The organism is Maritimibacter sp. DP1N21-5, assembly GCF_019218295.1.
Classification (GTDB): domain Bacteria; phylum Pseudomonadota; class Alphaproteobacteria; order Rhodobacterales; family Rhodobacteraceae; genus Maritimibacter.
Genome location: NZ_JAHUZF010000007.1, coordinates 91,519 through 109,860, shown reverse-complemented (window position 1 = coordinate 109,860; position 18,342 = coordinate 91,519). Strand labels below are relative to the sequence as shown.

The window sequence follows — 18,342 nt, the reverse complement described above, 5'->3', positions numbered from 1 at the left end:
GGGCGCGACGACGGTTCGTTTACTGTGCCGCGATGGCAGGGAGTTCATCCAGTTCCGACAGCTCCGTCATGCGGCCCTCGCCCGTGAAAAGCGGAACGAATTCGACCATCGTGGCGCCGCGCAGCAGGGGAATGGCGTTGAGCCCGAGGCGTCGTCCGTCGAGGCGTGCCACCGGCGCGCTCCAGGGGTCCCGGGAGGCTTGATGAAGCACGAAGGATTCGAGGTCCGACCAGAGGGCGGAGGGGGCGCAGGCGTCTTGCCAGGTTCTCACGAGCTGGGAAATGTCGCCCGGTTGTTCGGTCTCGCTGCGATCTTCGGCCCAGAGTGCACGGTGCGCTTCGTTGGCGAGCAAGATGTTGCCGCTGTCGGACAGGACGACGATCGCACTGGTCATGACGTCGAGAACGGCCCGCACGGTTTCCATGTCAGTTCTGAAGCGGCGTTCGACGGTGATCTCGTCGGAAATGTCCTCGAAGAGAAAGGCGATGGCCCCATCGGGGTGCGGATGGCCCGTCACCCGGTAGGTTTCTCCATGCGGCAGGGTCCAGGTTTCCTCGAATGTCCCGTCCTCTGCCTGTGTCGTGAGATCGGAAATCCGCTGACGCCATTCCCGGTAATCCTTGGGTTCGGGCATCACCTTCATTTCGCGCAGACGGTCGAAGAACGCCCCCACGGTCGGATGAGTGACGAGGAAATCCGGGCGGATGCCGGTCAGGTCGAGCAGCGCCGGGTTGAACATGGTCAATCCCCGACTGCGGTTGAAAATGGCCAGTCCGATCGGGAGGGAGGCGAAGGTCTTGGACATGGTGACGACGAATTCGCTTTGCGACCGTTCCGCGCGAACGAGGTCGTCGATGGGCCGCGCGACGCAGAGCTGTCCTGAAAGGTCCGCGACCACGTCGACGTCAAACCAATTGCGCGTCTCCCGGTCGGGGAAGGCGACAGAATGGCGGGTCGTCGCCGGGGCGCCACCGTCCATGGCGGGGGCGAGATCGAAGAGGCGCGCGGGTGGCCAGCTCGGACGGGCGTCCTGCGCCAGCCGCTCGACCATGTCGAGATAGGCAAGGTTGCACCATTCGACGGTGCCATCGGCCGCTTCCCGCCAGATCGGGAGCGGGGCGTGGTCTGCCACACGGCGCAGACCGTCGACCTCTTGTTCCAGCGCCGCATAGGCGTGGCGATCCGGGCCCTGCACCGCCGCCTCCGGTTCGACCGGCAGGAGCGAGATCCGTGCCAGTCCTTCGCGCCACCTTGCATGAAGCATCGTGGCGCCATCCTCGGAGAGCCGGTCTTTCTCCCCGGCCGAGGCGAGGTCGGAGAACCAACGTTTCAGATCGGGAAAATCCCGCGACAGCCGCGTTTCCAGACGCAGCCAGTCCGATCCCCAGCCCGGATCGCGCCCTATGAAGGCTCGCGCCGAAGGGCTGGCATCAAGGAGCCGTTCGTTGCGGAAGAGAAAGACGATGGCGTCGGCTTCGGCATCGGATGCCAGTGAGAGCTTCGAGGGGAGACGTTCACGAAGCCAACCCGCGAGCATGAGCGCCGAGAAGGCGATCATGAAGGCGGTCAGGACAATGCCGACGGCGAGGATCAATGTCATGCTGGCGGACCCGCGTGCGTGAACGACTGTAAGCGTGTACCAGCGATAGGGACGTTTGGTTAACGAACGCTTAATGCGCTCAGGCGTCGAAGCGCGTGTTCTCGGGCAGGGCGGTCGATCCTTGCGTGCTCTCGATCCGGTTCGGGCGCGGCCAGACGACCTCAACGATCGCACCTTCGGGACGTCCCGGATGCGAAGAGCCGTCGAAGGGCTCGCTGCCATTGGCAAAGGTCAGTTCGGCGCCGGTCCGCTCCAGAAGTGTCTTGGCGATGAAGAGGCCAAGGCCCATGCCCTCGTAGCCCGGTCTCTGGTCGTCCCGCCGGTTGCGGCGTCGGCGGATGAAAGGGTCGCCGATGCGCCCCAGAAGGGCCGGGGGATAGCCGGTGCCGTCGTCCAGGATCCGCACGGACACGCCGTGATCGGACCAGGCCGTTTCGATCCAGACCGTCTCGCTCGCGAAATCGACGGCGTTCTGGATCAGGTTGCGCAACCCGTGGATCAATTCGGGTTGGCGCAGGATCGTCGGTTCGTCTTCGTCGCCCTCGTCCTGCAGGATCGTCTTGCCGCGTCCGATGTGGGGGGCGGCGGCCTCGGCAATCACGGCCGACAGCGGTGCGGTGCGCAAGTGGAGGTCGTCTTTTCCGGTCCGGCCCATGGAATGCAGGATGTCGCGACAGCGATTCGCCTGATCCCGGATCAACGCGGCATCGTCCCGAAGGTCGCTGCCCTCAGGCAGTTCGGAGACCATTTCGGAGGACACGAGCTTGATGGTCGCGAGGGGGGTGCCAAGTTCATGTGCCGCAGCGGCGACCACCCCGCCAAGGTCGGTCAGCTTCTGCTCCCGCGCCAAGGCCATCTGGGTGGCGAGGAGCGCCTGGCTCATCGTCTGGGTTTCCTTCGCGATCTGCCGGGCGTAGCCGGCGATGAAGGCGATGGCGACCACGATCGCGACCCACATGCCAAAAAGATAGACGTCTGGCAGGCGCAGCACCTCGCCTGATTGTGTGAGAAGCGGAATGTGAAAGACGGTCGACAGGGTGACGCTCAGGATCGCGGCACCTCCGATGAGCATGGTGGACCGCAGGGACAGGGCGGTCGCCGACACCGTGACCGGGGCGGCGACAAGCACGGCGAAGGGATTGTTCAGCCCGCCTGTCACCGTGATGAGCAGGCACAATTGCAGCGTATCGAACAGCAGCATCGAAGCCGCTTCCCGTTCGGACAACCGCCTGTTCTTGGGAAAGACCGCGTGGATGGCAAGGTTGGCGATGATGGACAGACCGACGATGATGGCCGCGAACCCGATTTCGACCTGCAACTTGAAGACCCATACCGCAACCGCGATGGCCCCGGCCTGTCCGGCGACGGCGACCCACCGGAGCAGGGTCAGTGTCTGGAGACGCACCCAGTGGCGGCTCGGGTTCTTCGCGAAAAGCTCGCTGGTGTCCGACATCTGTCCCGTTCGTGAAAGGTTGCGACGATTTCACCCCTTGTTAGAGGGGGGCGGTTGGCCGATCAATGCGGCGCGAAGGACAGGAGACCGAAATGACACGAACGATAGCTCTTGGCGGGGTCGCCCTGCTGGCCCTGGTGATCGGCGGGACCGCCGTCTATGTCGTGGCGAACCAGTCGGACGATCAGTTCGCGGCCTGTCGGGGATCGGCGGTCGCGACAGGTCCGGGGAGCATTGGCGGGCCGTTTACATTGGTCAGTGAGGATGGCGAAACCGTCACGGATCAGGACGTGTTCACCAAGCCGACCCTGCTTTATTTCGGCTATACCTTCTGCCCCGACGTCTGCCCGCTCGACAATGCGCGCAATGCGGAAGCGCTCGATCTCTTGCAGGAGCAGGGGCGCGATGCGCAGATGGCGATGATTTCCATTGACCCGGAGCGCGACACGCCCGAGCAGATGAAGGACTTCACCTCCTATCTGCATGACGACATGATCGGTCTGACCGGCTCGCCGGAACAGGTTCGGGCCGCCTCGCAGGCCTACAAGACCTATTACCGCAAGCAGGAGGGTGATCCGGAATACTACCTCGTGGATCACTCGACCTTCACCTATCTCGTTCTTCCCGAGGTTGGGTTCGTCGAGTTCTTCAAGCGCGACGACAGTGCCGAAAAGATCGCCGAGACGACGTCCTGTTTCATTGACGCATCAAGTTAGGGTTCGATGACCCGGACCGTTTGACAGGGGCGGCTCGCTTCGGAATGATTCCTGCGAGGTAAATGCGGGCAGAAACGGAGCCATCGTTGAGCGTGGCACTGGAAAAACTGAAGATCGCCTATATGCCGGTGCCCAAGGCCGCCTGTTCGTCGGTCAAGGCGGCACTGGCTCAGGTCGATCCCGATGTGACCTACCGCTGGCGGCGGGCGCGGCGTTCGCAGACCTACGTGCATGCCCTTTATCCGACGCGCCGGTTCCGCCCGCATCGCTGGGAAAAATACGCCGGGGGCGAATGGTGGCGCTTCACCGTGGTGCGCGATCCGTTGCGCCGGCTCCTGTCGGTCTACTCAAACCGGGTGCGTGACTTCAACGAACTGGAAAACTCCCCTCGGGTGCGGGAGGCCGATGCGCTGCCCGTCGATCCCGATCCAGACTTTTTCTTCCAGAATCTCCAAGCCTATATCGACAACTCCTCCGTCATAAAACACCACGCCCTGCCGACCTATCTGTTCACCGGTCCTGCCCCCCTGCAATTCGACCGGGTCTACCGCGTCGACGAATTGTCCGCGTTTGCCCATGACCTCGCGGACAGGACCGGGCAGGAGGTCGTGCTGCCCAAACTCAACACCAGTGGCGAGCGGCTGACGCTGGACACCTTGAAGCCCGAAACGGTCGATGCGCTTCGTGACAGGCTCGCCCCGGAATACGCTGAACTTGACGGGTATTTTGACAATCCCTTCGAGCGGCAAGTTTACGGTGCCGCCTGAGACGATTTGCTGCGGCCTTTTGACATGCATCAATTTGACCAGATTAACGGTGATGCATAAGGTCTTGCGAATGCGAACAGTGATCAAGGTGCCCCATGTCGGATGAAGCCACACTGGACCTTGGTCCGGATGTCTCGCTCTTGCTTGTCGATGATGACGAGCCGTTTCTGAAACGTCTTGCGCGCGCGATGGAAAAGCGCGGCTTCTCGGTCGAGATGGCCGATACCGTCGCTGGTGGCAAGGCCATCGCCACCGCGCGGCCGCCCGCCTACGCGGTGGTGGATTTGCGGCTCGGCGACGGCAACGGGCTCGACGTGGTCGAAGTGCTGCGTGAACGGCGGCCCGATGCGCGGATCGTTGTGCTGACTGGCTATGGCGCCATTGCGACGGCGGTCGCGGCGGTGAAGATCGGGGCGACCGATTACCTGTCGAAGCCTGCGGATGCCGACGACCTGATCAAGGCGTTGCTCGCCAAGGGCGACGAGCTGCCCGAGCCGCCCGACAATCCGATGAGCGCGGACCGGGTGCGGTGGGAACACATCCAACGGGTCTATGAGCTTTGCGACCGCAACGTGTCGGAAACGGCGCGGCGGCTTGGCATGCACCGGCGGACCCTGCAACGTATCCTCGCCAAACGGTCACCGAAGTGAGGTTGGCCGCTTTCGCGTTGCTCCTGCTCGCAGGCTGCGGAGCGGCAGGAACGGTGCCGACGACGCCGGCGCGGCAGGGCGTCACCTTCGTGCCGGATGCGAACGGACTGGGCGTCGCCGGACGCAGCACCCGGATCGACTTCGGCCGTTCGCCCAGCGGCGTCATCCCCGTGATGGAGCGCGAGGTGGGGCAGGGCCGGGACAAGCCCTTGGCCAATTGCCCGAGTGGCGTAGTGCGCGTCGTGGATTATGCCGGTCTCGAGCTTTCGTTCAGCGACGAACGGTTCGTCGGCTGGCGCCAAGACGATGCTTCCGCCGGGCAGACTTGCGCCTGAATAGAGACTGTTACGGGTTGGCGGTGCGACGCAGCCACGTCCGGAATGTCTTGGCGCCCGGGGACAGGACCGTGGGTCGCGTGACAAGGTGATAGCCCAGCCCTTCGGCGTCACCCTCGAACAGCGACACGAGCTGACCATTCGCGAGATCCGGCTCGACGAGCGCCCGCGACTGGATCGACAGGCCAAGACCGGCGCGAACGGCGGAGAGCACCATCGAGTTGTTGGGCATCTCCTGCGCCCCGACCTTGGAGAAATCGACGCCGATGGTCTTGCCCCAGATGCGCTGTTCCCGTGCGGCCTGGGAAAAGAACCAATCCCATTGCGACAGGTCGCGCAGGTCCTCGATCCGCCGCGCCTTGGTGTAGCCCGGTGCGCTGATAAGCACGAATTGCGACACCGCGAGAGGTTCCACGTCGTGGCCGGGCCAGTTCCCGTCACCGAAGCGGATCGCGATGTCGATGCCGTCGCGGCGAAGATCGGAAAGGGTCATCGACGGCACCAGCCGCAGTTCGACCTCTGGATGCTCGGCCCAGAACCGCCCCATCCGCGGGATCAGCCATGTTTCGGCGAAACTCGGCGTCATCGTCACGGTGACGGGGCGGAGCCGGTTGCGGTCAAGGAGCGTGGTCACACCCTCGCCGATCCTGTCGAACCCTTCGGCGAGCGCGCTGGCCAATTCCGTCCCGGCTTCCGTCAGGCGCATCTGGTGCCCTTCTCGCGACGCAAGGCTTTCTCCGAAGTGTTCCTCCAGCTTGCGCAAATGCTGGGCAATGGCGGCATGCGTCACGTTCAGGTCACGGGCGGCGGCGGACTGCGACCCGTGTCGGGCGAGTGCATCGAAGGCGCGCAGGGCAGCGAGGGAGGGGAGGCGGGACCAGTCCATGGATGACTGTTAGCACAGCTTACATTTCTGAAACATTAGAAACTGGCCCGACTCGGTCCTGTGACGCATGTTGACGGCAGGACCTTTGACCTGAAGGAGAAACACCATGTTGGGCATTTTCGGCGACGTTTGTCGTATCGCCACCGGTGGCTACCGCCGGGAAGAGAGCTTCGCGCAGCGCCAGCGCCGGATCGCGTTCGAGGAACGCGAGCGTGACGCTGCGCGGCGGTCCATGCGGGATTTCCGCGACCAATACAAGGGATAGGAGGCGAGCATGACCCGGATCCTGAACCGTCTTCTGCACACCGGATCGCATCTTTCGGCCGGAATAGAGACGCATTTCGAGCGGGAGTATCACATCCGCCACGAAGACCTCGTCCGTCGCCGAGATGCGGAAGCAGAGCTTCACCGCCAGCTTCGGCGCCGGATCAATCTGTGATCGAGCGCCACAGGACACTCCCCGACTGACCCGCCGCCGTTCACCGCGCGGCGGGTTTTTTTACAGGGCGGCGAGAAGCGTATTGTGTCGTGCGACGAAGTCGTGCCGGACCTCGACAGGCGGGCGCAGCACGATCCGGAGGTCCGCAATCAGGCCCTCGTCAGGGTGACCGAAGAACTTGTCGCTCTCGGCCATGGTGAACCCGGCGATCTGGGTCGCCTCGAGCCAGGCCGAGACGCGGTCCGCTTTCTTGATCGCCTTCTTCACCGGCGCAGGGATCTTGGCAGGCAGGCCGAAGCGCAGGTGCACTGCCGCTGTCAGGCGGTCGTCGAGGTCACCGTATCCCGGCCCGACCGCGTTCTTCACCGGCGAGATCATGTCGCCGATCACGTATTCGGGCGCGTCGTGAAGCAGCGCCGCCAGACGCCATTTGACGGGCGCATTGGGGTTCATGCGCGCATAAAGCTCTTCCACCAGAAGTGAGTGCTCCGCCACCGAATAGGCGAAGTCTCCCTTGGTCTGTCCGTTCCAGCGCGCGACAAAGGCGAGCCCATGGGCGATATCCTCGATCTCGATGTCCATCGGCGTCGGGTCGAGCAGGTCGAGCCTGCGACCGGACAACATGCGCTGCCAGGCCCGTGCCATCAGATCGAGCGCCCCTCGGGCAGGTAGACCAGGTTGCCGTGAATCCGGCTGACCCGGTCATAGTTCACGCGCGGGAAGTTCCGCTTTAGCCAGCGGGGGCGATCGAATTCTTCAAGGATGATGATCGGCTTCCACCTGTTGATGATGTGATAGGCGCCCAGCAAGGCCTCGCCTTCGTGCCCCTCGACATCGAGTTGCAGGATCGACACCGGACGCTCAAGCGGAACCACGAAGTCGAGCATGAGCGCCTCGACCTTTTCCACGCCTGCACCCGGACCCTCGACGAAATGGGAATGGCCCCCGAGCGCTTCGCCGTCTTCCTTGTGGGTGCGGAAGTGGATCGCCCCGTTGCGGTCGGAGAGGGCGGCATTCGTCAGCGTGACGTTCGAGAGGTCGTTCAGAGCGATGGTTTCACGGGCATGGCGGTGGCTCGCGGGGTTGGGTTCAAAGGCCCATATCCGCGCGTCGGGTGCCATGGCCGAGGACAGCCCGGGCAGGAAATCACCAAAGAACGTGCCAGCGTGGATGATGTCACCCGAACCTGCGTGTTCGCGCATGAAGGCGATGGTCCCGGGTTCATAGACGTCCCCGGCCTTGACGAGCCGCACGGCGGGACGGGCGTCGAGCCCGTCGGGCACGGAATAGCGGCCATATTCGTTCTGGAATATCTCTGTCTGGTCCATGTCCCTGCCTTTTTGGGCCAAAGTCGCGACAACGACCGGCAAAGTCAACGCGGGCGTCGTTGCGCCCTTATCCTTCGGGTGCTAGTCACCAGACAACTTTGAATTCGACGGAGAACGACCGTGACGCAAGACTATATCGTGAAGGACATTTCGCTCGCCGATTTCGGCCGCAAGGAGCTGGATATCGCCGAGACCGAGATGCCCGGCCTCATGGCGCTGCGCGAGGAATTCGGCGCGTCGCAGCCGCTTGCCGGGGCGCGGATCGCCGGGTCGCTTCACATGACGATCCAGACGGCCGTCCTGATCGAAACGCTTGTCGCGTTGGGCGCTGATGTGCGCTGGGCGTCGTGCAACATCTTCTCGACGCAGGATCACGCGGCTGCAGCGATTGCGGCCGGGGGCACGCCGGTGTTCGCGGTAAAAGGCGAAACGCTCGAGGAATACTGGACCTATACCGACAAGATCTTCCAGTTCGAAGACGGCGCCAACATGATCCTCGACGACGGCGGCGATGCAACGATGTATATCCTCATCGGTGCGCGCGTCGAAGCGGGCGAGACCGACATCATCGAAACGCCCACGAGCGAGGAAGAGGTCTGTCTCTTCAACCAGATCAAGAAACGTCTGGCGGCCTCGCCGGGCTGGTTCACCGCGCAACGTGACAAGATCAAGGGTGTCTCGGAAGAAACGACCACGGGCGTTCACCGTCTCTACGAGTTGATGAAGAAAGGTCTTCTGCCCTTCCCGGCGATCAACGTGAACGACAGCGTGACGAAGTCGAAGTTCGACAACAAGTACGGCTGTAAGGAATCGCTCGTCGACGGGATCCGCCGCGCAACCGACACCATGATGGCTGGCAAGGTGGCCGTGGTCTGCGGATACGGCGACGTGGGCAAGGGTTCGGCGGCGTCCCTGCGCGGGGCCGGGGCGCGGGTGAAAGTCACCGAGATCGACCCGATCTGTGCCCTTCAGGCGGCGATGGACGGGTTCGAGGTCGTGACGCTGGAAGATGTCGTCGCGAGCGCGGATATCTTCATCACCACCACCGGCAACAAGGACGTCATCCGCATCGAGCACATGCGCGAGATGAAGGACATGGCGATCGTCGGCAACATCGGCCATTTCGACAACGAAATTCAGGTCGCCGCGCTCAAGAACCACAAATGGACCAACATCAAGGACCAGGTGGACATGATCGAGATGCCCTCGGGCAGCCGCATCATCCTTCTGTCCGAAGGGCGCCTTCTGAACCTCGGGAATGCCACGGGGCATCCGTCTTTCGTTATGTCGGCCTCCTTCACCAACCAGGTGCTTGCGCAGATCGAGCTTTGGACCCGTGGCGACGACTACAAGAACGAGGTCTATATTCTTCCCAAGCACCTCGACGAAAAGGTCGCGCGTCTGCACCTCGGTCGCATCGGCGTGAAGCTGACCGAGCTGAAGCCAGAACAGGCGAGCTATATCGGCGTGACAGTGGATGGGCCCTACAAGCCCGAACATTATCGCTACTGATGGGAATCCATACCGTCGTTGCGGAAGGCCGGTCGATCGACCGGCCTTTTTCATTTTAGATCAGTGGTTTACGAAGTCTCAAGAAGGTTCCCAGGGTTGCGGCCATTGGCGGACAACGGCCTGTTGGGGACCTTCCACCGGCGCCCTTTCGCCAACGGCGTCGGTGCCTCGCGAATTCAGCGATGAGCGCAGGAACCAAGGGGGCTTCAGCGCCGTTGGACCTGCAATTCGTGACTGAGAAGGAGGCACGTTATGAAACTTAATAAATTCCTCATGAGCGCTGGTATCGCGGCTATTGTGGCTGGCGGGGCGTTCGCACAAGACACCGCTGTCGAACCCGAAGACGACGCGGTCGCGGCCGAAGAGCCGATGACCCCGGCCGAACCGATGGCGGACGACATGGCTTCCCCGGCCGACCCGATGGCTGATCCGACCGCTGAAGGCGAGGCGATGCAGCCGACCTTCACGTCGCTCGAAGAGATGACTGTTGGCGATGTCGTGGGCTTTGTCGCCTATGACCCCGAAGGCAACCGGATCGCCGAGATCGACTATGTGATCCAGGCGTCGGCTGATGCGGAAGCGGAAGCCGTTCTCGGTATCGGCGGGTTCCTCGGCCTTGGTGAACACACCGCCGGTGTGCCGCTGTCGAACTTCGAACTTCGTGAAGACGGCATGAGCTTCCAGCTCAACGCCGACAAGGAGATGCTCAAGGAGCGTCCGGAGATCGACGAGGCCAATATCGAAGGCCTTCCGGATGAAACGCCGATCAGTCAGCTCCTGGCCGCGGCTGAGCCGGTCGAAGAACCGGCTGTGACCGAGGAAGCACCGGCCGCGACGGACGATGCGACCGAGGAAGCGCCGATGGCTGAAGAAGAGCCGATGGCGTCGGACGACACCGCGACGGAGAGCGAAGAAGAGCTCGACACCGATGTCGCCACCGAAACCGAAGAGCCGGTTGAAACCGAAGAAGAATCGACCGTTCAATAAGTCGATCCTTCACCGAAATCAGGGCGCGTCCATCTCGGGCGCGCCCTTTTTCATGTGCGGTTGCATGTCCCGGCTCCTCGCGACAGGATCGCCGCGAAACGGAGGGAGCGGACATGCGGGTGATCGTATTCGGGACAGGTGCCATCGGGGGTGCTGTGGCGGCGGCGCTTGCGCGCAGTGGTGCGGATGTGACGGCCATCGCCCGCGGCACCCAGCTTGACGCGATCCGCGAGAGGGGATTGCGGCTTCGCACGCCGGAGATGGATGAAGTGATCCAGTTCGACGTCGTCGGGTCTCCGGAAGAAGCGAAGATCGGTCCCGACGATGCGATCCTATTGACCATGAAAGGCCAGCATACGCAGGCCGCTCTCGAACAACTGCGGGACGCGGGGGCGACCACCCAGCCGATCTTCTGCCTTCAGAACGGCGTGGCGAACGAAGGCAAGGCGCTGCGCCTGTTTCCCAATGTGCACGGAGTGACGGTGATCATGCCGACGACCTTCGTGACCGCAGGCGAGGTTGTCGTGGAAGCCTCGCCCGCCTTCGGGATCTTCTACACCGGGCGCTATCCCGGCGGGGCAGGGCCTGAAGACGAAGCACTCGCGAGCATCCTGTCAGCAGCGAACATCGCCTGTTTCCCGCGCGAAAATGTCATGGCGTCGAAATACGGCAAGCTTATCCTGAACCTTGGCAACATCCTTGGCGCTGCGCTCGGTCCCGGGGCGGACGTTGGCAGCCTGCGGTCGGACCTGAGGGCCGAGGCCGAAGCCGTGTTTCGCGCCGTTGGGATCGAGTGGGAGGAGGTCGGTGCGGACCATCCGGATCGGAAGACCTACCTGCGCCCGGGCAGCGTGCCCGGGTTCAAGGGGGTCGGCACCTCGACCGCGCAAAGCCTCGTCCGGGGCACGGGAAGTCTCGAAACAGACTGGCTGAATGGCGAGGTTTCGCTTCTGGGGCGCCTGCACGGGATCGCGACACCGGCAAACGACGCCTGCACCCGGATCGGTGCACGGATGGTGCGCGAAGGGCTGAAGCCGGGGGACCTGACTCTCGACGACCTGATGCGCGAAGTCGCGTCTTGAGAACAGAAGGCCGCCGGATGATCGGCGGCCTGTCTTCCCTATCGGTTCAGGATCACGAAGGAATGCGCAGGACCTGACCCGGATAAATCTTGTCGGGGTGCTTGAGCATCGGCTTGTTCGCTTCGAAGATCTCGTTGTAGCGCTTCCCGTCGCCGAGGGTCTTTTGCGCGACGGCCCAGAGCGTGTCGCCCTTTTCGACGGTGTGGAAGAGGGTCTCGGTTTCCACGTCGGCTTCGACTTCGGAGATTCCCTCCACATTGCCGACCGCGAGGATGACCTTCTCTTTCTCTTCGGTGGTCATCGAGCCGCCCTTGACGGTGACCTTGTCGCCGTCGACCTTGATGTCCAGTCCTTCGGTAGAGACGCCAAGGTCTTCGACTTCTTTCCTGAGCGCATCTTCGTTCTTTGCGTCTTCACCGGCAAAGAGCGATTTTCCGGCGCCTTTTACGAAACTCCAAAGACCCATGGGCCCCTCCTGTCGTTTGTCTGCCCTGACATGGTGACGCGAGGCCTTGAACAGGGCAAGTCTCATTAACCATTCAATTAATTGCTTGGATTTCAGCAAGCACGGGTTAGGGTTCCTGCAGGAGGCGCTCGACCTCTGATGGCACGGGAGACAATCATGGGAAAACGTGACGATCTGATCGCCAAGTATGCGGCCGATCTGAAGGAAAAATGCGGCATGTCCGCCGATATGGACCTTTTGACGAAGGTCACCATCGGCTGTGGGCCGGCGATCTATAACGATGACGCGTCGACGGTCGCGGGAAGCCAGGCTTCCGAACTCGAAACGATCAAGGACAACTTCCTTGTGAAAAAGCTCGGTCTCACCGACGGGCCGCAGCTCATGGACGCGATCAACGCCGTGATCGAGACCTATGGCACGTCGAACCGCAACAAATACCGGGCGGTCGTCTACTACATGCTCGTGAAGCATTTCGGCAAGGAAGCGGTCTACGTCTGACGGCACCGGTTTGAACGCAGGAGGGCTGGCATATGGGCCGGCCCTCTGTGCATGGGTCGCGCGGTTTTGACGAAAAGTCGAAGCAAGGAAAGATTGAGCGGCCCAGCGCGGCAAGCTATACCCAAACCACGGCCAGGACGGTCGGACCAAATTTCAGAGACACGTGCGGTGCTGAGGGAGCACGTGGGGTGGAAGAAGGGTCCGATCGGGGTGGTCGGGCCCTTCGTTTTTTCAGGCGTCCTCCCTCATGCGAAGAGCATGAGAACCACGCCCATGATCGTGCATCCGCCCACGGCATAGCCGCTGTCGATGGCAGACAGCAGGAACGGCCGATCCGGGTATGCGTTGTTGATGACGATCCAGGGGCTGACGAAGAACAGCCCGACGCCAAGCCCGGACAACAGACCCTTGCCCACCGTGTCGATGCCGGACATCGCGAAGATGTGGCGCATGAAGCCCGCGACCACGATCATGGCGATGAAGGACAGGATGAACGGAAGCGCGCCGCCCAGGGGCTTGCCTTCCCTGTTCATGTTCGCACCGGACACCCGTTGCCAGGGTGTCGCCAGCAGCATGTACCATACGGCGCCAAAGACCCAGGCGGCCACCGCAGCCACGATCACACTCAGAATTCCCATGAGGTTTCCCCCTTCGTTGTTACCCTGGGATCATTCTGGCATGCGTCAGGTTGTCGCGGCTATATCTTTTCACCGGCGAGCTCGAGGACGACGTTCCATTCGTCCTCGGTCACCGGCTGCACGGACAGGCGGGAGTTCTTGACCAGCACCATCTCGGCGAGCCGAGGGTCCGACTTGATCGTGTCCAGCGTAACGGGCGACGCCAAGGGTCGCAGTGCGCGGACATCGACGCAGTCCCAGCGCTCATCGTCTGTTGTGCTGTCAGGGTGGCTTTCGGCACAGACCTCGACGATGCCCACAACCCGTTTCTCGTCCACCGAATGGTAGAAGAAACCCTGATCGCCGGCGGCCATCTCGCGCATGAAATTCCGCGCCTGGTAATTGCGGACGCCGTCCCATTCCTGGCCCTCGTCGCCCTTGGCGACCTGATGGTCCCAACCCCATGTGTTGGGCTCGGATTTGAACAGCCAGTAGCGCATCAGCCGACGACCTTCTTCCAGGCCTCGATGCGGACCTTGTCGAATAGCCCGGCCTTGGCGTAGGGGTCGTTCTCGGCCCAGTTCTGCGCCGCGTCCCGGTCCTCGACGTTCAGGATCACCAGAGACCCGGACATGTCACCTTCCGCGTTCAGAAACGGGCCCGCCTGAAACACGACTCCAGTATCGGCGATATAGGCAAGGTGGGCGTCCCGGTTGGCTTTGCGGATGTCGAGAGCGCCGGGTTTGTCGGTGCAGATGAGAGCGTACATTCATTCCTCCTTGAGCGGGCGGGCCAGGAGCATCTCGCTCGCCTCGGTGATGGACAGTTTTCCGTCGATGACGGCGACGACCATATCGGTGATCGGCATCTCGATGCCTGCGTCGCGGGCGGCGTTCGACACCGCTCTGGCCGTCGCGCGGCCTTCCACGGTGCCGGCACTTCCGGGGGTTTCACCGCGCCCGAGTGCCAGACCGAAGGCATAGTTACGGGATTTCTCCGAGGTCGACGTCAGGGCGAGATCGCCAAAACCCGACAGCCCCGCGAGCGTGTCGGGTTCCGCGCCGCGCCAGATCGCGAAGCGGTTCATCTCGGCGAACCCCCGGGTCAGGAGAGCGGCCCGCGCGCTTTCGCCAAGCCCGGCCCCAATGGCCAGACCGCAGGCGATGGCGATGACGTTCTTCATCGCCCCACCGGTCTCCACGCCGACAAGATCGGTCGACCGATAGAGCCGCAAGTTGCCGCCATTCAGCCGCCGTTGCAGCGGTTCGGGATCGGCAGCAGCGATGGTCAGCGCGGTCGGCAGCCCGGCAGCGACATCGACGGCAAAACTGGGCCCGGACAGAAGTGCGGGCGTCGCGGTGGGGCAGCGTTCGGCAATGATTTCCGCCGGACCCTGGTGGGTGGTCAGGTCGATCCCCTTGCAAGTGGCGATCAACGTGCGCCCTGCCAGGACGTCGCAGTGTTCGGCGAGGAACCCGCGAAGCTGTTGCATCGGCACCGCGAGCAGCACCAGGTCGGCCAAGCCTTCGGTCAGATCCTCGGTAACTGTCAGTCCCTCGGGAAAGGGAAAAGACGGCAACCGGCGCGTGTTTTCGCGGCGGGTCGCCATGTCGCCGGCATCGCGGGCCCAGAGCGTGACCGGGGTCCCGTTGCGCGCGATGGCGATGGCCAGGGACGTGCCGAAAGCGCCAGCGCCAAGGATTGAAACACTCATGCCTTTGCCCCTTTTTTTCCAGACCCGAGCATCGGCATCGCCCCCCTGTCCAGCGGCCAGCGCGGGCGGGCGGCGAGCGTCAGGTCGTCTTGCCGTCCAAGCCGGAACAGCTCGGCGCCGGCCCAGGCGATCATCGCCGCATTGTCGGTGCAGAGCGCGAGCGGGGGTGCCGTGAAGGTGACGCCGGCCTTCGCGCAAACAGTCTCTAACGCGGCGCGAACCTGCTTGTTCGCGGCCACGCCACCGGCGACGGCGAGCATCGGTGTCGCGGGAGCAAGCGCGAGATAGGATGCGAGGGCGCGGCGCGTCTTGGCGGCGAGGACATCGGCCACGGCGGATTGGAAGCCCGCGCAAAGATCGGCGCGGTCCTGCCGCGTGATCCCGCCCTGCGCCTCGATCAGCCGGTCACGTTCCCGCAGGAGCGCGGTCTTCAGGCCGGAGAAGCTCATGTCGCAATCGGGACGGTCCAGAAGCGGGCGGGGCAACCGGAACCGCTTGGGATCGCCATTTGCCGCTTCGGCCTCGACCGAGGGGCCGCCGGGTTGAGCAAGCCCAAGGAGCCGCGCCGTCTTGTCGAAGGCCTCGCCGGGGGCATCGTCAATCGTGCCGCCAAGGCGCTCGAAGTCGTCCGCGCCCTTGGCGATCAGGAACTGACAATGTCCACCGGACACGAGCAGCATGAGGTAGGGGAACCCCGCCCCCTCCGTCAGACGCGGCGTCAGGGCATGCCCGGCAAGGTGGTTCACGCCGATCATCGGCTTGCCAGTCGCGGCCGACAGTCCTTTTGCCAGCATGACACCCGCAAGCACGCCGCCGATCAGGCCGGGCCCGGCCGTCACGGCGATGGCGTCGATATCAGAGAGCGTCAGACCGGCCTGCTCCAGCGCGGCATCGACACAGAGATCGAGCTTCTCGGTATGCGCGCGCGCCGCGATCTCCGGGACCACGCCGCCGAAATCCGCATGGAGGTCGATCTGTCCGTCCACCACTGACGACAGGATCACGGCCTCGTCGCCCGTCGCGCGGACGATCGCGGCGGCGGTATCGTCGCAGCTGCTTTCCAGTCCGAGGATGGTCAGGGTGTCGGTCATGCTGGCCAGTTGTGTGAATGTCAGTGACGGGATAGCAACGACACTGGTCGCCGTCCATCCCGAGGCCCAGCCGCGACCGCAGCCAAGGTAGCTCCGCGCCATGACAAAAGCCCCGACCCTTGTTCTGACGCGGCCCGCAGCGCAGTCCGCTCAGGTCGCGGACCGCGTGTCCCGTCTTCTGCCGGCCGCAAGGATCCTGACGTCGCCGGTCCTCGAGATCATGGCGACGGGAGCGCCTGTCGATCTGAGCGCCTACCGCGGGGTGATCCTGACCTCGCAGAACGCTGCGCCGTTCCTGCCCTCGCTCGCGGGCGTCCCGGCCTATGTCGTGGGGGCCCGGACGGCGGCCGGATGCGGGGCCGATGTGCGTCTGATCGCGAAAGACGCCGATGACCTCGTATCGCGGCTCGATGCCGAGGGACCGCTCCTGCATCCGCATGGTGCGGTAACGGTCGGCGACATCGCGAAACGGCTTAGTTCCGCTGGAATAGAGACGCATGATGCCGTCGTCTACGACCAGCGCGCGCTGGACCTGTCCGCCCACACGGTTGAGACGCTCATGGGTGACGAGCCGGCCGTGCTGCCGCTGTGGTCCCCTCGGTCGGCGACATTGGTCGGAACGCAAGTGCCCGCTCTGGGGTTAAGTGTTCAAGTGATAGCCTTGTCCCCGGCGGTGGCGCGCGCCTGGCTTGAAGCGACCGGCCGCGATTGCGAGGTCTGCGCGCGACCCGATGGGGACGAGATGTTCGCGCGGATTGTCGCGGCGCTGAGCGGGGAGGTTGCTTGAGACCCGGAGGGCCCCTAGCTAAGGTCAGGAAAACTCGACGCCTTCCGGCGCAGAGAATCGAAAGGGCACGCTGTGGCGAAAACTCCGAAACCCGGCCGGGAGAGTGACGATCAGAACTCCGTCGACGAGGGGAATGGGACCGAGTCGAAGCTGCCGGACGATATCGAGGACGCCGAGATCGTCGAAGACAGCGCAAAGGATACTGAAGAGACAGCAATTCCCGAGGCGGCTGATACGCCAAGCGGACTGGAAACAGTGGACCCCACCCACGACGACGCCGCTGGTCGTGCCGACGGGATTGCCGACGGCACAGACACGCCGCCTACGGCCCCGTGGTCGAAGGCGGAGACCGAGGATGGTTCCGTCGAAGCCGAGCGAGACTCCGAAGTCAGCCCCCCGCCGCCCGTCGTCGTGCAGCAGAAATCAACGGGTGGTTTCGCCGGGCTCGTCGCGGGTGGGCTTATCGCCGGGATCCTCGGCTTCGGGGCGGCGCAATATGCGAACGGCGGCTGGCCCTTCGGATCGGATCAGGACCCGACCGGCGACGCCATCGCGCAGAACGCGGGGCGGATCGACGACCTGACGGCCCAGCTTGGGCAGGCGGAAAGCGCCATCGCGGCGCTGGAGGCGGACACCAGCGCGTTGGACGCGGGAGAGGCGCTGCGGGGCGACCTAGAGGCTGTGCAGGGCAGTGTGACCGATCTGTCCGAGCGTCTCGATGCCATGGCCGGACGGCTCGACGCGCTCGAGAAGATGGCGCCGGGCGACAGTGCGGAGGCTGCCGAGGCGGCTGCCGCAGCTTATGAGCGCGAGTTGGCCGACATGCGGGCAATGCTCGATAGCGAACTGAACACGATCCGGGAAAATCAGGCGGCGGCCGAAGAGCTCCAAGCGCAGGCCGCGGCCAATGCACAGGCCGCTTCGGCCCGTGCGGCATTGTCGCGTATCATGGCGGCGCTGGACACAGGCCAGCCCTTTAACGAGTCCCTGTCCGAACTGACGACGGCAACCGGTGAAGAAGCGCCACAGGCCTTGGCTTCTGTCGCGAGTGACGGCGTCCCGACGCTTGCAACGCTTCAGGAGCAGTTCCCGGAAAGCGCCCGTGCCGCGCTGGATGCCGCGCTGCGTCAAGCGGTGGAGGACGGAACGATCGGTCGCGGCGAAGCGTTCTTCCGGGTGCAGTTCGGAACCAGATCGCTCGAGCCGAAAGAAGGCGATGACCCTGACGCGATCCTGTCGCGTGCGGAGTTCGCTCTGCACAACGGACGGTTGGACGAAGCCCTTTCCGAAGTCGCCACGCTTCCCGATGCCGCGCAACCCGCCATGGCGGAGTGGGTGGACCTAGCGGAAACCCGTCGGGATGCCATCGCGGCCGGGTCCGCGCTGGCCGACAGTCTCAATCAATAGGAGGACG

At 63.7% G+C, this 18,342-nt stretch carries 23 protein-coding genes; 12 read left to right on the top strand and 11 right to left on the bottom strand.

Translation table 11 applies throughout. The features are described from left to right. Nucleotides 1-19: 19 nt before the first annotated feature. Together KJP29_RS18530 and regB are read right to left on the bottom strand one after the other, a co-directional pair. On the bottom strand, nt 20-1,600 hold the full coding sequence (locus KJP29_RS18530; protein ID WP_218465117.1) for a PAS domain-containing protein: 1,581 nt from the start codon (nt 1,598-1,600) through the stop codon (nt 20-22). Between the two features lie 79 nt (nt 1,601-1,679). After that, nucleotides 1,680-3,053: a sensor histidine kinase RegB gene (gene regB, locus KJP29_RS18525; RefSeq protein WP_218465116.1), complete on the bottom strand. Its 1,374-nt coding sequence runs from the start codon at nt 3,051-3,053 to the stop codon at nt 1,680-1,682. Nucleotides 3,054-3,145: 92 nt separating this feature from the next. Here regB and KJP29_RS18520 point away from each other — a divergent pair, with 92 nt between their 5' ends. The 4 genes from KJP29_RS18520 to KJP29_RS18505 all read left to right on the top strand — a co-directional run bounded on the left by KJP29_RS18520 (nt 3,146) and on the right by KJP29_RS18505 (nt 5,521). Continuing rightward, nucleotides 3,146-3,769, top strand: coding sequence for an SCO family protein (locus KJP29_RS18520; protein ID WP_218465115.1), 624 nt, complete (start codon nt 3,146-3,148; stop codon nt 3,767-3,769). Nucleotides 3,770-3,861: 92 nt separating this feature from the next. Next, complete coding sequence (locus KJP29_RS18515) at nt 3,862-4,536, top strand: sulfotransferase family 2 domain-containing protein (protein ID WP_370630898.1); 675 nt, start codon at nt 3,862-3,864, stop codon at nt 4,534-4,536. 95 nt (nt 4,537-4,631) lie between these two features. Continuing rightward, nucleotides 4,632-5,186 (top strand): ActR/PrrA/RegA family redox response regulator transcription factor, encoded by a 555-nt coding sequence (locus tag KJP29_RS18510; RefSeq protein ID WP_218465113.1) that lies wholly within the window; start codon nt 4,632-4,634, stop codon nt 5,184-5,186. Next, nucleotides 5,183-5,521: a hypothetical protein gene (locus KJP29_RS18505; protein ID WP_218465112.1), complete on the top strand. Its 339-nt coding sequence runs from the start codon at nt 5,183-5,185 to the stop codon at nt 5,519-5,521. Before KJP29_RS18510 ends, KJP29_RS18505 begins: the two co-directional genes overlap by 4 nt. Nucleotides 5,522-5,531: 10 nt before the next feature. Here the strand turns inward: KJP29_RS18505 and KJP29_RS18500 are convergent, their stop codons facing one another. Continuing rightward, nucleotides 5,532-6,407, bottom strand: a complete 876-nt coding sequence (locus KJP29_RS18500) for a LysR family transcriptional regulator (protein ID WP_218465111.1) — start codon at nt 6,405-6,407, stop codon at nt 5,532-5,534. A 106-nt stretch (nt 6,408-6,513) separates the two neighbouring features. On the opposite strand from KJP29_RS18500, the gene KJP29_RS18495 reads away from it, so the two are divergent. After that, nucleotides 6,514-6,672 carry a hypothetical protein gene (locus tag KJP29_RS18495; protein WP_218465110.1) on the top strand — a complete coding sequence of 53 codons (159 nt, stop codon included), beginning with the start codon at nt 6,514-6,516 and terminating at the stop codon, nt 6,670-6,672. Between the two features lie 9 nt (nt 6,673-6,681). Then, complete coding sequence (locus KJP29_RS18490) at nt 6,682-6,846, top strand: hypothetical protein (protein WP_218465109.1); 165 nt, start codon at nt 6,682-6,684, stop codon at nt 6,844-6,846. Between the two features lie 60 nt (nt 6,847-6,906). Here the strand turns inward: KJP29_RS18490 and KJP29_RS18485 are convergent, their stop codons facing one another. Then, nucleotides 6,907-7,491: an HD family hydrolase gene (locus tag KJP29_RS18485; RefSeq protein WP_255553752.1), complete on the bottom strand. Its 585-nt coding sequence runs from the start codon at nt 7,489-7,491 to the stop codon at nt 6,907-6,909. Continuing rightward, nucleotides 7,491-8,174, bottom strand: a complete 684-nt coding sequence (locus tag KJP29_RS18480; RefSeq protein ID WP_218465108.1) for an FkbM family methyltransferase — start codon at nt 8,172-8,174, stop codon at nt 7,491-7,493. Before KJP29_RS18480 ends, KJP29_RS18485 begins: the two co-directional genes overlap by 1 nt. 120 nt (nt 8,175-8,294) lie before the next feature. Here KJP29_RS18480 and ahcY point away from each other — a divergent pair, with 120 nt between their 5' ends. The 3 genes from ahcY (at nt 8,295) to KJP29_RS18465 (ending at nt 11,755) form a co-directional block, all read left to right on the top strand. Continuing rightward, the gene (ahcY, locus tag KJP29_RS18475; protein WP_218465107.1) at nt 8,295-9,686 is read left to right on the top strand and encodes an adenosylhomocysteinase; all 1,392 of its coding nucleotides are present in this window, start codon (nt 8,295-8,297) and stop codon (nt 9,684-9,686) included. Nucleotides 9,687-9,938: 252 nt separating this feature from the next. After that, nucleotides 9,939-10,673: a hypothetical protein gene (locus KJP29_RS18470; protein WP_218465106.1), complete on the top strand. Its 735-nt coding sequence runs from the start codon at nt 9,939-9,941 to the stop codon at nt 10,671-10,673. Nucleotides 10,674-10,786: 113 nt separating this feature from the next. Continuing rightward, nucleotides 10,787-11,755, top strand: a complete 969-nt coding sequence (locus KJP29_RS18465; protein ID WP_218465105.1) for a ketopantoate reductase family protein — start codon at nt 10,787-10,789, stop codon at nt 11,753-11,755. Between the two features lie 52 nt (nt 11,756-11,807). On the opposite strand, the gene lysM is transcribed toward KJP29_RS18465, so the two are convergent. Then, a complete protein-coding gene (gene lysM / locus KJP29_RS18460) occupies nt 11,808-12,221 on the bottom strand; it encodes a peptidoglycan-binding protein LysM (RefSeq protein WP_218465104.1) in 414 nt (137 codons plus the stop codon). 156 nt (nt 12,222-12,377) lie between these two features. On the opposite strand from lysM, the gene KJP29_RS18455 reads away from it, so the two are divergent. Next, complete coding sequence (locus KJP29_RS18455; protein WP_218465103.1) at nt 12,378-12,719, top strand: DUF2853 family protein; 342 nt, start codon at nt 12,378-12,380, stop codon at nt 12,717-12,719. 245 nt (nt 12,720-12,964) lie between these two features. Here KJP29_RS18455 and KJP29_RS18450 read toward each other — a convergent pair whose 3' ends face one another. Genes KJP29_RS18450 through tsaD form a run of 5 tightly spaced genes read right to left on the bottom strand, consistent with a single transcriptional unit; the run spans nt 12,965 to nt 16,141 of the window. Beyond that, the gene (locus KJP29_RS18450; protein ID WP_218465102.1) at nt 12,965-13,357 is read right to left on the bottom strand and encodes a DUF1761 domain-containing protein; all 393 of its coding nucleotides are present in this window, start codon (nt 13,355-13,357) and stop codon (nt 12,965-12,967) included. Between the two features lie 59 nt (nt 13,358-13,416). Next, nucleotides 13,417-13,836, bottom strand: a complete 420-nt coding sequence (locus KJP29_RS18445) for an EVE domain-containing protein (RefSeq protein WP_218465101.1) — start codon at nt 13,834-13,836, stop codon at nt 13,417-13,419. Next, complete coding sequence (locus tag KJP29_RS18440) at nt 13,836-14,105, bottom strand: YciI family protein (protein WP_218465100.1); 270 nt, start codon at nt 14,103-14,105, stop codon at nt 13,836-13,838. Before KJP29_RS18440 ends, KJP29_RS18445 begins: the two co-directional genes overlap by 1 nt. Continuing rightward, on the bottom strand, nt 14,106-15,050 hold the full coding sequence (locus KJP29_RS18435) for an NAD(P)H-dependent glycerol-3-phosphate dehydrogenase (RefSeq protein WP_218465099.1): 945 nt from the start codon (nt 15,048-15,050) through the stop codon (nt 14,106-14,108). After that, complete coding sequence (gene tsaD / locus KJP29_RS18430) at nt 15,047-16,141, bottom strand: tRNA (adenosine(37)-N6)-threonylcarbamoyltransferase complex transferase subunit TsaD (RefSeq protein ID WP_218465261.1); 1,095 nt, start codon at nt 16,139-16,141, stop codon at nt 15,047-15,049. Before tsaD ends, KJP29_RS18435 begins: the two co-directional genes overlap by 4 nt. Nucleotides 16,142-16,241: 100 nt before the next feature. On the opposite strand from tsaD, the gene KJP29_RS18425 reads away from it, so the two are divergent. Next, on the top strand, nt 16,242-16,928 hold the full coding sequence (locus KJP29_RS18425) for a uroporphyrinogen-III synthase (protein ID WP_218465098.1): 687 nt from the start codon (nt 16,242-16,244) through the stop codon (nt 16,926-16,928). A gap of 72 nt (nt 16,929-17,000) precedes the next feature. Next, nucleotides 17,001-18,335, top strand: a complete 1,335-nt coding sequence (locus KJP29_RS18420) for a COG4223 family protein (protein ID WP_218465097.1) — start codon at nt 17,001-17,003, stop codon at nt 18,333-18,335. The last annotated feature ends 7 nt before the right edge of the window (nt 18,336-18,342 follow it).

What these genes read in the sequence shown, in the direction of transcription:
- KJP29_RS18455 (WP_218465103.1), top strand. Translation starts at nt 12,378, where the DNA reads ATGGGAAAACGTGACGATCTGATCGCCAAGTATGCGGCCGATCTGAAG.
- regB (WP_218465116.1), bottom strand. Translation starts at nt 3,053, where the DNA reads ATGTCGGACACCAGCGAGCTTTTCGCGAAGAACCCGAGCCGCCACTGG.
- tsaD (WP_218465261.1), bottom strand. Translation starts at nt 16,141, where the DNA reads ATGACCGACACCCTGACCATCCTCGGACTGGAAAGCAGCTGCGACGAT.
- KJP29_RS18425 (WP_218465098.1), top strand. Translation starts at nt 16,242, where the DNA reads ATGACAAAAGCCCCGACCCTTGTTCTGACGCGGCCCGCAGCGCAGTCC.
- KJP29_RS18495 (WP_218465110.1), top strand. Translation starts at nt 6,514, where the DNA reads ATGTTGGGCATTTTCGGCGACGTTTGTCGTATCGCCACCGGTGGCTAC.
- KJP29_RS18480 (WP_218465108.1), bottom strand. Translation starts at nt 8,174, where the DNA reads ATGGACCAGACAGAGATATTCCAGAACGAATATGGCCGCTATTCCGTG.
- KJP29_RS18500 (WP_218465111.1), bottom strand. Translation starts at nt 6,407, where the DNA reads ATGGACTGGTCCCGCCTCCCCTCCCTCGCTGCCCTGCGCGCCTTCGAT.
- KJP29_RS18470 (WP_218465106.1), top strand. Translation starts at nt 9,939, where the DNA reads ATGAAACTTAATAAATTCCTCATGAGCGCTGGTATCGCGGCTATTGTG.
- KJP29_RS18485 (WP_255553752.1), bottom strand. Translation starts at nt 7,491, where the DNA reads ATGGCACGGGCCTGGCAGCGCATGTTGTCCGGTCGCAGGCTCGACCTG.
- KJP29_RS18520 (WP_218465115.1), top strand. Translation starts at nt 3,146, where the DNA reads ATGACACGAACGATAGCTCTTGGCGGGGTCGCCCTGCTGGCCCTGGTG.
- KJP29_RS18530 (WP_218465117.1), bottom strand. Translation starts at nt 1,600, where the DNA reads ATGACATTGATCCTCGCCGTCGGCATTGTCCTGACCGCCTTCATGATC.
- KJP29_RS18440 (WP_218465100.1), bottom strand. Translation starts at nt 14,105, where the DNA reads ATGTACGCTCTCATCTGCACCGACAAACCCGGCGCTCTCGACATCCGC.
- KJP29_RS18465 (WP_218465105.1), top strand. Translation starts at nt 10,787, where the DNA reads ATGCGGGTGATCGTATTCGGGACAGGTGCCATCGGGGGTGCTGTGGCG.
- KJP29_RS18510 (WP_218465113.1), top strand. Translation starts at nt 4,632, where the DNA reads ATGTCGGATGAAGCCACACTGGACCTTGGTCCGGATGTCTCGCTCTTG.
- KJP29_RS18450 (WP_218465102.1), bottom strand. Translation starts at nt 13,357, where the DNA reads ATGGGAATTCTGAGTGTGATCGTGGCTGCGGTGGCCGCCTGGGTCTTT.
- KJP29_RS18490 (WP_218465109.1), top strand. Translation starts at nt 6,682, where the DNA reads ATGACCCGGATCCTGAACCGTCTTCTGCACACCGGATCGCATCTTTCG.
- lysM (WP_218465104.1), bottom strand. Translation starts at nt 12,221, where the DNA reads ATGGGTCTTTGGAGTTTCGTAAAAGGCGCCGGAAAATCGCTCTTTGCC.
- KJP29_RS18435 (WP_218465099.1), bottom strand. Translation starts at nt 15,050, where the DNA reads ATGAGTGTTTCAATCCTTGGCGCTGGCGCTTTCGGCACGTCCCTGGCC.
- KJP29_RS18445 (WP_218465101.1), bottom strand. Translation starts at nt 13,836, where the DNA reads ATGCGCTACTGGCTGTTCAAATCCGAGCCCAACACATGGGGTTGGGAC.